The organism is Streptomyces sp. NBC_01210 (genome assembly GCF_036010325.1).
In the GTDB taxonomy this organism is placed as follows: domain Bacteria; phylum Actinomycetota; class Actinomycetes; order Streptomycetales; family Streptomycetaceae; genus Streptomyces.
In genome coordinates this window covers 2,282,334-2,295,042 of record NZ_CP108549.1, presented here as the reverse complement: position 1 = coordinate 2,295,042, position 12,709 = coordinate 2,282,334, and the positions used below count along the sequence as shown (strand labels likewise).

The 12,709-nt window shown below is 69.7% G+C and carries 10 protein-coding genes and 1 pseudogene; 5 read left to right on the top strand and 6 right to left on the bottom strand.

All coding sequences use genetic code 11. From position 1 onward, the window contains the following. Position 1: 1 nt before the first annotated feature. Both tal and tkt read right to left on the bottom strand, forming a co-directional pair. A pseudogene (gene tal, locus OG735_RS10430) lies at positions 2-1,120 on the bottom strand (transaldolase); the annotation flags it as partial. Positions 1,121-1,154: 34 nt separating this feature from the next. Next, entirely contained in the window at positions 1,155-3,275 is a 2,121-nt protein-coding gene (gene tkt / locus OG735_RS10425) for a transketolase (protein WP_327322858.1), read from the bottom strand. Between the two features lie 317 nt (positions 3,276-3,592). On the opposite strand from tkt, the gene OG735_RS10420 reads away from it, so the two are divergent. The 3 genes from OG735_RS10420 (at position 3,593) to OG735_RS10410 (ending at position 6,182) form a co-directional block, all read left to right on the top strand. After that, entirely contained in the window at positions 3,593-4,540 is a 948-nt protein-coding gene (locus OG735_RS10420) for a heme o synthase (RefSeq protein WP_327322857.1), read from the top strand. Between the two features lie 170 nt (positions 4,541-4,710). Beyond that, positions 4,711-5,031: a hypothetical protein gene (locus OG735_RS10415; RefSeq protein ID WP_327322856.1), complete on the top strand. Its 321-nt coding sequence runs from the start codon at positions 4,711-4,713 to the stop codon at positions 5,029-5,031. A 65-nt stretch (positions 5,032-5,096) separates the two neighbouring features. After that, entirely contained in the window at positions 5,097-6,182 is a 1,086-nt protein-coding gene (locus tag OG735_RS10410) for an amidohydrolase family protein (RefSeq protein WP_327322855.1), read from the top strand. Positions 6,183-6,259: 77 nt separating this feature from the next. On the opposite strand, the gene OG735_RS10405 is transcribed toward OG735_RS10410, so the two are convergent. The 4 genes from OG735_RS10405 to OG735_RS10390 form a co-directional block, all read right to left on the bottom strand. Then, positions 6,260-7,219, bottom strand: a complete 960-nt coding sequence (locus OG735_RS10405; protein ID WP_442812405.1) for a COX15/CtaA family protein — start codon at positions 7,217-7,219, stop codon at positions 6,260-6,262. Positions 7,220-7,291: 72 nt separating this feature from the next. Beyond that, positions 7,292-8,401, bottom strand: coding sequence for a hypothetical protein (locus tag OG735_RS10400; RefSeq protein ID WP_327322853.1), 1,110 nt, complete (start codon positions 8,399-8,401; stop codon positions 7,292-7,294). 49 nt (positions 8,402-8,450) lie between these two features. After that, complete coding sequence (locus OG735_RS10395; RefSeq protein WP_327322852.1) at positions 8,451-9,236, bottom strand: ABC transporter permease; 786 nt, start codon at positions 9,234-9,236, stop codon at positions 8,451-8,453. Between the two features lie 180 nt (positions 9,237-9,416). Continuing rightward, positions 9,417-10,343 (bottom strand): ABC transporter ATP-binding protein, encoded by a 927-nt coding sequence (locus tag OG735_RS10390; protein WP_327322851.1) that lies wholly within the window; start codon positions 10,341-10,343, stop codon positions 9,417-9,419. Positions 10,344-10,491: 148 nt separating this feature from the next. Here OG735_RS10390 and OG735_RS10385 point away from each other — a divergent pair, with 148 nt between their 5' ends. Together OG735_RS10385 and sufB are read left to right on the top strand one after the other, a co-directional pair. Then, positions 10,492-11,232 carry a helix-turn-helix transcriptional regulator gene (locus tag OG735_RS10385; RefSeq protein ID WP_327322850.1) on the top strand — a complete coding sequence of 247 codons (741 nt, stop codon included), beginning with the start codon at positions 10,492-10,494 and terminating at the stop codon, positions 11,230-11,232. After that, entirely contained in the window at positions 11,229-12,650 is a 1,422-nt protein-coding gene (sufB, locus tag OG735_RS10380) for a Fe-S cluster assembly protein SufB (RefSeq protein ID WP_327322849.1), read from the top strand. The genes OG735_RS10385 and sufB overlap by 4 nt, the downstream gene beginning before the upstream one ends. Positions 12,651-12,709: the final 59 nt, after the last annotated feature.

Genomic DNA, 12,709 nt, shown 5'->3' with positions numbered 1-12,709 from the left:
GTCAGCCCTCCGAAGGAGCGAGGCGCTTGAGCTCGGCCTCGGTCGAGTTGAGGAGATCGTTCCAGGACGTCGCGAACTTCTCGACGCCCTCGTCCTCGAGCAGCTGTACGACCTCGTCGTAGGAGATCCCGAGCTTCTCGATGGCGTCGAGCTCGGCGCGAGCCTGCTCATACGTGCCGCGCACCGTGTCACCGGTGATCTGACCGTGGTCGGCGGTGGCCTCCAGCGTGGCCTCCGGCATGGTGTTCACCGTGCCCGGGGCGACCAGCTCGTCGACGTACATCGTGTCCTTGTACGCCGGGTCCTTGACGCCCGTCGAGGCCCACAGCGGACGCTGCTTGTTGGCCTGCGCCTTGTCGAGCGCGGCCCAGCGGTCGCTGCTGAAGACCTCTTCGTACGCCTGGTACGCGAGACGGGCGTTGGCCAGGGCCGCCTTGCCGCGGGCCTCCTTGGCCTCCGGGGTGCCCAGGGCGTCGAGCCGCTTGTCGATCTCGGTGTCCACGCGGGACACGAAGAAGGACGCCACGGACTGGATCTTGGAGAGGTCCAGTCCGGCGGCCTTCGCCTTCTCCAGACCGGCCAGATAGGCGTCCATGACCTCGCGGTAGCGCTCCAGGGAGAAGATCAGCGTGACATTGACGCTGATGCCCTTCCCGATGACCTCGGTGATCGCCGGCAGGCCGGCCCTAGTCGCCGGGATCTTGATGAGCGTGTTCGGACGGTCCACCAGCCAGGCCAGCTGCTTCGCCTCGGCGATGGTCGCCGCGGTCTTGTGCGCCAGGCGCGGGTCGACCTCGATGGAGACCCGGCCGTCCTGGCCGCCGGTGGTGTCGAACACCGGCCGCAGGATGTCGGCGGCGTCGCGGACGTCCGCCGTCGTGATCATCCGTACGGCTTCCTCGACGGTCACCTTGCGCACGGCGAGGTCGGCGAGCTGCTGCTCGTAACCGTCACCGCTGCTGATGGCCTTCTGGAAGATCGAGGGGTTGGTGGTAACGCCCACGACGTGCTGCTGGTCGATCAGTTCGGCGAGATTGCCGGACGTGATCCGCTTGCGCGACAGGTCGTCGAGCCAGATCGCGACGCCTTCGTCGGAGAGGCGCTTGAGTGCGTCTGTCATGAGAGTTGCATCTCCTACTTGTCGTATACCGGCGTCAGCGCGCGGCGGCTTCCAGCCCATTGACAGTTTCAAGCGAGTCCCGGGCGACAGCGGCCACGTTCTCAGCAGTGAAGCCGAACTCGCGGAAGAGGACCTTGCCGTCGGCCGAAGCGCCGAAGTGCTCCAGTGAAACGATGCGTCCCGCGTCGCCGACGAAGCGGTGCCAGGTCAGACCGATACCGGCCTCGACCGCGACACGGGCCTTCACGGCCGGCGGCAGGACGCTGTCCTTGTACGCCTGGTCCTGCTCCTCGAACCACTCGACGGACGGCATCGAGACCACCCGGGTCGGGACGCCCGCGGCCTGCAGCTGCGCGCGCGCCTCCACGGCCAGTTGGACCTCCGAGCCGGTGCCGATCAGCAGGACCTGCGGCGCCGTGCTCTGCCCATCGGGCCCTTCGGCGTCGAACATGACGTAACCGCCCTTGGCGGCATCCTCGTTGGCCTCGTACGTCGGCACACCCTGGCGGGTCAGCGCAAGGCCGTGCGGAGCGCCCTTGCCGAACTCCTTGGTGTAGCGCTTGAGGATCTCGCGCCAGGCGATGGCGGTCTCGTTGGCGTCGGCCGGACGGACGATGTTCAGGCCCGGGATCGCGCGCAGCGAGGCCAGGTGCTCCACCGGCTGGTGGGTGGGGCCGTCCTCGCCGAGACCGATCGAGTCGTGCGTCCACACGTACGTCACCGGCAGGTGCATCAGCGCCGAGAGCCGCACGGCGTTGCGCATGTAGTCCGAGAACACCAGGAAGGTGCCACCGTAGATACGGGTGTTGCCGTGCAGCGCGATGCCGTTCATGGTCGCGGCCATGGCGTGTTCACGGATGCCGAAGTGGATCGTGCGGCCGTACTTGTTCGCGCCCGGCAGCGGATTGCCGTCGGGCAGGAACGACGACGTCTTGTCGATCGTCGTGTTGTTCGAGCCCGCCAGGTCGGCGGAGCCGCCCCACAGCTCGGGAATGACCGCGCCGAGCGACTGAAGGATCTTGCCGGAAGCGGCGCGGGTGGCGACACCCTTGCCGGTCTCGAACTCCGGGAGCTCCTCCTCCCAGCCCGCCGGGAGCTCGCCCGAGCGGATCCGGTCGAACTCGGCGGCGCGCTCCGGGTTGGCGGTGCGCCACGCGGCGAACGTCTTCTCCCACTCGCCCTGGGCCTCGCGGCCGCGGTCGAGCGCCTCGCGGGTGTGCCCGAGGACCTCGTCGGAGACCTCGAAGCTCTTCTCCGGGTCGAAGCCGAGGACGCGCTTGGTGGCCGCGACCTCCTCTTCACCGAGCGCCGAGCCGTGCGCGGCCTCGGTGTTCTGCGCGTGCGGGGCGGGCCAGGCGATGATCGAGCGGACCGCGATGAAGGAGGGGCGCTCCGTCTCGGCCTGCGCCGCCTTCAGGGCCTTGTAGAGACCGGCCGGGTCGAGGTCGCCGTTGGGCTTCTGCTCGACACGCTGGACGTGCCAGCCGTACGCCTCGTACCGCTTGAGGGTGTCCTCGGAGACGGCCGTCTCCGTGTCGCCCTCGATGGAGATGTGGTTGTCGTCCCACAGCAGCACCAGATTGCCCAGCTTCTGGTGCCCGGCCAGCGAGGACGCCTCGGCGGAGATGCCCTCCTGGAGGCAGCCGTCACCGGCGATGGCCCAGATGGTGTGGTCGAACGGCGAGGTGCCCGGAGCCGCGTCCGGGTCGAACAGGCCACGCTCGTAGCGGGAGGCCATGGCCATGCCCACCGCGTTGGCGACGCCCTGCCCGAGCGGGCCGGTCGTCGTCTCCACGCCCGGCGTGTGCCCGTACTCCGGGTGGCCCGCGGTCCTCGAACCCCAGGTCCTGAAGGACTTGAGGTCGTCGAGCTCCAGGCCGTACCCGGCCAGGTAGAGCTGGATGTAGAGGGTCAGAGACGAGTGCCCCGCGGAGAGTACGAACCGGTCGCGGCCGGTCCAGTCCGGATCGGCGGGGTCGTGCCGCATGAGCTTCTGGAACAGAACATAGGCGGCGGGCGCGAGGCTCATGGCCGTACCGGGGTGGCCGTTGCCGACCTTCTGTACGGAATCCATGGCCAGGACGCGGGCGGTATCAACGGCCCGCTGGTCCAGATCGGTCCACTCGAGGTCTGTGGTGGTCGGCTTGGTGCTCACCCTGGGTCAGGGCTCCTCTCCACATGTTCGTATCCCGGTGACGACGGAAGCACCGGGCGTTGTCGAGCCTACCCCCGGAGCAACGCACCTCTTTTCGAGTGCATGCCTTTCAAAAAGTCGGACACAGCCAGGGTGCCGTCACAGCGTCGTCTCCGCCTGTCGGCGGTGTATACGCGCGCCGTGCGGCCGCCGCTCAACACGAGCCCACCCCCGCGAAGATCGGCGTCTGGGCAACGTCTAGAGTGGCGTGGTACGCGCAAGTCTTTACCGGGTCTTCACGCCGGGAGCTTGCTGGGATTTCTCTGTCAGGGGTGTGCGTGACGGCCGTCGAGTCCCGACCCGCAGGGGTCGTCTTGACTCCCAGCCCGGGGGGCCATCGTCCGTTGGGGGCCCGCGTCAAGGCATTCGTGGCGCTGACCAAGCCGCGGATCATCGAGCTGCTACTGATCACCACCGTTCCGGTGATGTTCCTGGCCGCGCAGGGCGTTCCCGACCTCTGGCTCGTGCTCACGACGTGCATCGGCGGCTACCTCTCCGCAGGCGGCGCCAACGCGCTGAACATGTACATCGACCGCGACATCGACGCCCTGATGGACCGTACCTCGCAGCGTCCGCTGGTCACCGGAATGGTGTCGCCGCGCGAGTGCCTGGTCTTCGGTCTCGCCCTCGCCGCCGTCTCCACGCTCTGGTTCGGGCTCCTCGTCAACTGGCTGTCCGCCGCGCTGGCGCTGGGCGCGCTGCTCTTCTACGTCATCGTGTACACGATGATCCTTAAGCGCCGTACCGCACAGAACATCGTCTGGGGCGGCATCGCCGGCTGTATGCCGGTCCTGATCGGCTGGTCCGCCGCCACCAACTCGATGTCGTGGGCCGCGGTCATTCTCTTCCTGGTCATCTTCTTCTGGACGCCGCCGCACTACTGGCCGCTGTCGATGAAGGTGAAGGAGGACTACGCGCGCGTGGGCGTGCCGATGCTCCCGGTCATCGCCTCCAACACGGTGGTGGCCCGGCAGATCGTCCTCTACAGCTGGGTGATGGTCGCCGTCTCGCTGCTGCTGACGCCGCTCGGCTACACCGGCTGGTTCTACACCGCGGTGGCGCTGGTCACCGGTGGTTGGTGGCTCTGGGAGGCACACTCGCTGCAGCGCCGTGCCAAGTCAGGGGCGACGGGCGGCAAGCTCAAGGAGATGCGGCTCTTCCACTGGTCCATCACCTATGTGTCGCTGCTCTTCGTGGCGGTCGCGGTGGATCCCTTCCTGAGCTAGCGGCCGGCACATCCAGCCCGTCCAGCGGCCGGCACATCCAGCCCGTCCGGCGGCAGCAGTTTCCAGCCCGTCCGGCGCTTGAGGTCCGGGGTCCGGGACGGAGGCCCAGTGGCCCACACCACGTGACCCCGGCGTCGCCAGGGCGCCGTACCCGCAAGTAGCATCGCTGCATGGCAGACACCAAGCAGGCAGAGCGCAAGGCGGCCAAGCTCGCCAAGCAGATCGGCGCCTTCGCCAAGGCGCACGGCGGCGCCGAGGGGCAGCTCGAGTACATCGGTCAGGCGGGCACCCGCGTCGTGCTCGTCGGCGACGACGGCGCCTGGGGCGACCTTGTCGCGCCCACGCACCCCATCGCGCAGGCCGCGGCCGAGAAGGCCGGGATCACGCTGCACGAGTCCTTCGACGGCGAGTTCGCGGCGAAGGTCCGCACTGGGCCGTACGAGTGGACCCGGATGGCGGGCATCCAGGTCGGCGGTCCGTCCAACGACTGAGCAACACCTCGTCGGGGTGTCACCCGTTAGGACTGTGCAAGCACGGTCCATGACAGGGAGACCGGATGATCGACACCCCGACCCTCGTGGACCAGTACTGCCACGGAGTGCTCCGTACGGAGCTGGGCCTCGGCACCTTCGAGGCGCATCTGGGCAGGACTGCGGGGCCGCCCGCGCCGGGCACCACGTTCTTCGACACCCAGACCGGCTTCGCCGTACGGCGCTGGTGCCCGCCGCTGCTGGGTCTTGAGCCGCACTGCCCGCCCGCCCGCTATCTCGCCCGCCGCCGCGAGCTCGGCGTGCTCGAGGCGGGCAGACGGCTGCTGCGGGGCAGCGGAATCTCCACGTATCTGGTGGACACCGGGCTGCCGGGGGATCTCACGGGCCCGCGCGAGATTGCCGCGGCAGGCTCGGCCGAGGCGCGCGAGATCGTACGTCTCGAACTCCTCGCCGAGCAGGTCGCCGACACCTCGGGCACCGTGGAGAGCTTCCTCGCGAACCTCGCCGAGGCCGTGCACGGGGCCGCCGCCTCCGCCGTCGCCTTCACCTCCGTCGCCGCAGTGGGCCACGGACTCGCCCTCGCCCCCGAGCCGCCGGGCCCCGGGGAGGTGCGCGGGGCCGCCGGGCGCTGGCTGGCCGCTCGGCAGGTCGGCGGGAGGCTCACCGATCCCGTACTGGTGCGGCATCTGCTGTGGATCGCGGTCGCCTCCGGGCTGCCGCTCCAGCTGCATGTCGGGGTAGAGGATCCGATGCTGCTCACCGGCTTCGCGGCCGCCACCGCCGGTCTCTCCACCGATCTGGTGCTGCTGCACGGCTATCCGTACCACCGGCACGCCGCGCATCTGGCAAGCGTCTTCCCGCATGTGTACGCCGATCTCGGGCCCGCTCTCGTACACACAGGGGCTCGGGCCGCCGCCGTACTCGCGGAGATCCTGGAGCTCGCACCGTTCGGGAAGCTGCTCTTCTCCAGCGGTGCGCGCGGGCTGCCGGAGCTGCATGTGGTGGGCGCCCGGATCTTCCGGGAGGCGCTCAGCCGGGTGCTCGGCGGCTGGGTCGGCGACGGCGCCTGGGCCCGTGCGGACGCGGAACGGGTCGCCGGGATGATCGCGGCGGGCAATGCCCGCCGCGTCTATGCGCTGTCGGACGCCTGACGGCCAGGCCCTGACCGCCGGACGATTACCCGCCGGACGACTGCCCGTCGGACGCCTGCCCGTCAGATGCTCGTCCGTCAGACGTTGGAGAGCGCCGAGTCGGTCCGGGCCGGGATCTCCGCGTTGCTCTGCGGACGCTCGCGCAGGCTCAGCGCGAGGCGCACCACCGCGATCCACATCACCGCGGAGCCGAGCATATGGGCGGCGACCAGGGCCTCCGGGACCTGCGTGAAGTACTGGACATAGCCGATGGCGCCCTGGGCGAGCAGCACGATCAGCAGGTCGCGGGCGCGCGCCCGGGTGTCGTCGGGGGCGTCGACCACCCGTAGCACCAGCCACATCGCCACGGCCAGCGCGCAGACCGCCCAGGCGGCGAAGGCGTGGACATGTGCGGCGGCGGCCCAGCCCCACGGCATCCGCGGTACGTCGCTGCTGTCGCCGGCGTGCTTGCCGGAACCGGTCACCGTCGTGCCCAGCGCGACGAGCAGCGCCGAGACGGCGACGATCGCCCAGGACAGCTTGCGGACCGGGCGCGGGACGCGCGGGCGCGGTGTGCCGTCGCCCTCGCGGGTGCGCTGCCAGGTAATGGTGGCGACCGTGAGCAGCCCGGTGGCGAGCAGGAAGTGCCCGGCCACGGTCCAGGGGTTGAGGCCCGCCCAGACCGTGATGCCGCCGAGCACGGCGTTGCCCATCACGATCCAGAACTGTGACCAGGCGAGCCGGGTCAGCCCGCGCCGCAGCGGCTTGGTGGCGCGGGCCGCGACGATCGCCCAGCCGACCGCCGCCGACAGGACGTATGTCAGCATCCGGTTGCCGAACTCGATCGCGCCGTTGATGCCCTGCTCGGGGGTGGCGAAGAGGCTGTCGTCCGTGCACTTCGGCCAGGTGTCGCAGCCGAGACCGGAGCTGGTCAGCCGGACCGCGCCACCGGTGACGATGATGACCACGCTCATCACGACGGCGGAGAGCGCGGCGCGCCGGAGCGTTTGGGGCGTGGGCGTCCAGCGCTGGGCGATATGGGCGAGAGGGGTCTGCACGGGCCCTATCGTAGGCGGACGATTGTGCACGTTTTCACGAGGGGTCCGGTCCGGCGAATCCTGCCGGTGCGGTCAGGACGGCGGGTACGCCAGCCGGAAGCGCGAGCCGTCGAGATGGTCCTCCTCCTCCCACCACACGGCGATACGCCAGTGCACCGAGGACGGCGGGCGGTCGGGCGAGTGCAGGAACGCGTCGGTCAGCTCCGCCGCCACCGCCTCCGCGCTGCGGTCCGTGACGGCGTCCGTGCCACGCCACGGGTACGTCATCGGGGTCCAGGACGCATCGGCGCCGTCCCGTACGTCGAACCGCCACACGGCCCGCCACGACCGCGCCCGCAGGATCCGCCGGACCTCCGCTCCGTCCAGCCCCAGCCCTTCGGCGATCGCATCCGGATCCACGCCCTCGATCCGTGCCGCCAGGACCGCGAGCGGCAGCAGCCGCTCCGGAAGCAGGTCCTGCGCCCGCAGATGTGTCAGGCCGCCGTCGAAAGGGCAGCGCCGCAGTCTGCGTTCCAGCTGGTCGTCGAGGTGCTCAAGGGCCACCGCATGCGCCGCCTCGCGCGGGTCGGGTGCAGACCACAGGGCGTGGAACTCACGCTCGGCCCGTACGGCCCAGGACGCAGCCTCCACCGGCAGGCCCAGCTCCTCCAACCGGTCGCCGAGGAAGGCATGCGCCTGAGCGAGGCCCTCCTGGTTGCGCGGGTCCGAGCGTTCGAGGCGCTCCCAGACCTCGATGGCACGGCGGGTTGCCGCCAGGGCGGCGAGTCCGTCCTCGCGGTCACCGGACAAGGGCTGCTCGCCCATCGGATGGAGGGCGTAGCGAGGCAGACCCAGCTCGTCGCTGAGCGGCTCGGCCAGATAGACGGCCTGACTGATCAGCGCGCGGGCGTACCAACGGGCGTGCTCCTCGTCATGTCTGGCCGGCTCCTCGCAGCGCCGGATCGCCTCGTCGACGGCGGTCAGCGCGTCGTCGCGGCGACCGGTGTCGAAGTGGTGGCGGGCCAGATCGCCGTACCGCAGGCTCAGCCGGGCGGTGAGCGAGAGGTCGTCCGCGGCGTGCGCGGCGAGCGCGGCGATCAGGTCGGTCAGCATGCGCTCGCGCTCCCGGGGGGAGGCTCCGGCCCTGCCGGACCTGACCTTCGCCCACTCCGCGTCCAGTCGCAGTGCGGCAGTCCGCTCCATCGAGGCCTCCCACCGTGCGGATCTTGGCAGGCTCATACTGGCCCGTGGGTCAGTCCCAGCGGAAGAGCCGCGCGGCGGCGCCGAGTCCGAGCACAGCCCAGACGGCGAGGATCCCGAGATCGCCCCACGGCACTCCCGCGCCGTGCTGGAGCACATCGCGCAGACCGTCCGAGAGCGCCGAGATCGGCAGCAGCGCGAGCACCGACTGGACGCCGTCCGGGAACCTGTCCAGCGGCACGATCACTCCGCCGCCCACCAGGAGCAGCAGAAAGACCAGGTTGGCGGCGGCCAGGGTGGCCTCGGCCTTGAGCGTCCCGGCCATCAGCAGACCGAGGCCGGAGAAGGCGGCGGTGCCGAGGACGAGCAGCAGGAGTACGGAGACGGGGTTGCCGTGCGGGGACCAGCCGAGCGCGAAGGCGATGACGGTCAGCAGCACGATCTGGAGGACTTCGGTGGCCAGGACGGAGAGCGTCTTGGCGCTCATCAGGGCCCATCGGGGGAGCGGCGATGCGCCGAGCCGCTTGAGCACTCCGTACCGCCGCTCGAAGCCGGTCGCGATGGCCTGGCCGGTGAAGGCGGTGGACATCACGGCGAGTGCGAGCACGCCGGGCGCCAGGAAGTCGACGGCTTTGCCGCTGCCGCCCGTTGTCTCCGTGGGCAGAGTGAGGATGTCGACCGTCGAGAAGAGGACCAGCAGCAGCGACGGGATGACGACGGTGAGCAGCAGCTGCTCGCCGTTGCGCAGGAGCATCCTCGTCTCGAACGCGGTCTGCGCCGCGATCATGCGGGGCAGCGGCGCGGCGCCGGGCTTCGGCGTGTACGTACCGAGGCTCATGAACGCGGCTCCTTGCCGGTGAGCTCAAGGCTGTGTCTTCCCGGGGGGCAACCCCCGGACCCCCGGTCGAGCCCGGTGTCGTCCCACTTCATGAACGCGGCTCCTTGCCGGTGAGCTCAAGGCTGTGTCTTCCCGGGGGGCAACCCCCGGACCCCCGGTCGAGCCCGGTGTCGTCCCACTTCATGAACGCAGCTCCTTGCCGGTGAGCTCAAGAAAGACATCCTCGAGGGTGTGGCGCTCGACGGCGATCCCGTCCGGCATCACACCGTGCTGTGCGCACCAGGACGTGACGGTCGCCAGCAGCTGCGGACCGACCTCGCCCGTGATCCGGTACGCCCCGGGCGTGAGCTCGGCCGCCGCAGTACCGTCCGGCAGTGCCTTGAGCAGCGAGCCGAGGTCCAGCCCCGGCCGCCCGGTGAAACGCAGCGTGTTCTCGGCGCCGCCCCGGCACAGCTCCTCGGGGCTGCCCTCGGCGATGACCCGGCCCGCGTCGATGATCGCGACATCGTCGGCGAGCTCCTCGGCCTCGTCCATGAAGTGGGTGGTGAGAACGGTCGAGACGCCGTCGGCCCGGAGTTCGCGTACGAGCTCCCAGGTGGACCGGCGGGCCTGCGGGTCGAGGCCGGCGGTCGGCTCGTCCAGGAAGACGAGTTCGGGGCGGCCGACGACGGCCATCGCCAGCGCGAGCCGCTGTTGCTGGCCGCCGGAGAGCCGGCGGTAGGTCGTACGGCCGCAGCTGCCGAGACCCAGCCGTTCCATCAGCGCGTCCGCATCCAGCGGATGCGCGTGCAGCTTGGCCATATGGCGCAGCATCTCGTCGGCGCGGGCCCCCGAGTACACGCCGCCGGACTGGAGCATCACGCCGATCCGGGGGCGGAGTCTGCCGGCGTCGGCGACGGGGTCGAGGCCCAGGACGCGAACCGTGCCCGCGTCGGCGCGCCGGTAGCCCTCGCAGGTCTCGATGGTGGTGGTCTTGCCGGCTCCGTTGGGGCCGAGGACGGCGGTCACGGAGCCCTGGCGGACCTCGAGATCGAGGCCGTCCACGGCCGTCTTGGATCCGTACCGCTTGACCAGGCCACGGATCTGGACGACGGGCTCGCTTCGCATGCCGGGAAGTCTAGGCGGGGGGCCGGGGGCCCCGGGGCGCGGGGCCCGGCACGCCCCGGTGCTTAGGTAACCCTTAGTGATGAAGCGCACCGGATCACCCCTTGGACGTCGGTTGTCATGGTCGGAGGAATTACGCAACAATGGCGTTGTGAAAAACGTTGGCGAGGCTCCTCACGAGGAACTCGCGACCGGGGAGCGCTCCACACGCAACCGGGTCGCGCGATCCGTCCTGGACCACGGCCCGTCCACCGTGGCCGACCTCGCGACGCGCCTCGGCCTCACCCAGGCAGCCGTACGCCGTCACCTCGACTCGCTCGTCTCCGACAATGTCGTTGAGCCCCGTGAGCAGCGGATCTACGGCGCACGCACCCGGGGGCGACCCGCCAAGGTGTTCGCCCTCACCGACTGCGGCCGGGACGCCTTCGACCAGTCGTACGACACGCTGGCCGTCGACGCGCTCCGGTGGATCGAGCGGGCCGCGGGTGGCGGTGCGGCGGGAGAGGCGGCCGTCGCCGCCTTTGCCCGGGACCGGATGGGCACGCAGGCTGAGGTCTACCGCAAGGCGGTGGACGCCGCGGCACCCGAGGAGCGCACCGAAGCGCTGGCCAAGGCCCTGAGTGTCGACGGGTACGCTGCTACGGCGCGTAACGCACCGGTCGGCCAGCAGCTCTGTCAGCACCACTGCCCGGTGGCCCATGTCGCCGAGCAGTACCCGCAGCTGTGCGAGGCGGAGACCGAGGTCTTCTCGCGTCTTCTGGGAACGCATGTACAGCGTCTGGCCACCATCGCCCATGGTGACGGCGTCTGCACGACGTTCATCCCGCACAGCTCACCCCAGACCACCACACCATCAGCATCTGCAAGCACGGCCGGGAGGAACCCCGCATGACTCTCCCCACGGAGACTGCCCACCCCGAACTCGAGGGCCTGGGTACGTACGAATTCGGCTGGGCCGACTCCGACGCGGCCGGTGCCGCGGCCAAGCGCGGCCTCTCCGAGGCGGTCGTCCGCGACATCTCGGAGAAGAAGAACGAGCCGGAGTGGATGCTGAAGCTGCGGCTCAAGGGCCTGCGGCTGTTCGACAAGAAGCCCATGCCGAGCTGGGGCTCGGACCTGTCGGGCATCGACTTCGACAACATCAAGTACTTCGTGCGGTCCACGGAGAAGCAGGCGGAGTCCTGGGAGGACCTGCCCGAGGACATCAAGAACACGTACGACAAGCTCGGCATCCCGGAGGCGGAGAAGCAGCGCCTGGTCGCCGGTGTCGCCGCCCAGTACGAGTCCGAGGTCGTCTACCACCAGATCCGTGAGGACCTGGAGGAGCAGGGCGTCATCTTCCTCGACACGGACACCGCGCTGAAGGAGCACCCGGAGCTCTTCCAGGAGTACTTCGGCACCGTCATCCCGGTCGGCGACAACAAGTTCGCCTCGCTGAACTCCGCCGTGTGGTCCGGTGGCTCGTTCATCTACGTGCCGAAGGGTGTCCAGGTCGACATCCCGCTGCAGGCCTACTTCCGTATCAACACGGAGAACATGGGCCAGTTCGAGCGGACGCTGATCATCGTCGACGAGGACGCCTACGTCCACTACGTCGAGGGCTGCACCGCCCCGATCTACTCCTCGGACTCGCTGCACAGCGCGGTCGTCGAGATCATCGTCAAGAAGGGCGGCCGCTGCCGCTACACGACGATCCAGAACTGGTCGAACAACGTCTACAACCTGGTCACCAAGCGCGCTGTGGCGTACGAGGGCGCGACCATGGAGTGGGTCGACGGCAACATCGGCTCCAAGGTCACCATGAAGTACCCGGCTGTCTACCTGATGGGCGAGCACGCCAAGGGCGAGACCCTGTCCATCGCCTTCGCGGGCGAGGGCCAGCACCAGGACGCCGGCGCCAAGATGGTCCACATGGCCCCGAACACCTCCTCCAACATCGTCTCCAAGTCGGTGGCGCGAGGCGGCGGCCGTACCTCCTACCGCGGTCTGATCGAGATCGGCGAGGGCGCGCCGGGCGCGAAGTCCAATGTGCTCTGTGATGCGCTGCTGGTCGACACGATCTCCCGCTCCGACACCTACCCGTACGTGGACGTCCGCGAGGACGACGTGTCCATGGGCCACGAGGCCACCGTCTCCAAGGTCTCCGACGACCAGCTCTTCTACCTGATGAGCCGCGGTATGACGGAGTTCGAGGCGATGGCGATGATCGTGCGCGGTTTCGTCGAGCCGATCGCCAAGGAACTGCCCATGGAGTACGCGCTGGAGCTCAACCGGCTGATCGAGCTGCAGATGGAGGGGTCGGTCGGCTAAGGCCCCGCCCTCCCAGAGCAGCGACTGTTTTTCGACGTAGGAAGAGAGCAAGACGACAG

What these genes read in the sequence shown, in the direction of transcription:
- OG735_RS10415 (WP_327322856.1), top strand. Translation starts at nt 4,711, where the DNA reads ATGGCAGACACCAAGCAGGCAGAGCGCAAGGCGGCCAAGCTCGCCAAG.
- OG735_RS10410 (WP_327322855.1), top strand. Translation starts at nt 5,097, where the DNA reads ATGATCGACACCCCGACCCTCGTGGACCAGTACTGCCACGGAGTGCTC.
- OG735_RS10400 (WP_327322853.1), bottom strand. Translation starts at nt 8,401, where the DNA reads ATGGAGCGGACTGCCGCACTGCGACTGGACGCGGAGTGGGCGAAGGTC.
- OG735_RS10395 (WP_327322852.1), bottom strand. Translation starts at nt 9,236, where the DNA reads ATGAGCCTCGGTACGTACACGCCGAAGCCCGGCGCCGCGCCGCTGCCC.
- OG735_RS10390 (WP_327322851.1), bottom strand. Translation starts at nt 10,343, where the DNA reads ATGCGAAGCGAGCCCGTCGTCCAGATCCGTGGCCTGGTCAAGCGGTAC.
- sufB (WP_327322849.1), top strand. Translation starts at nt 11,229, where the DNA reads ATGACTCTCCCCACGGAGACTGCCCACCCCGAACTCGAGGGCCTGGGT.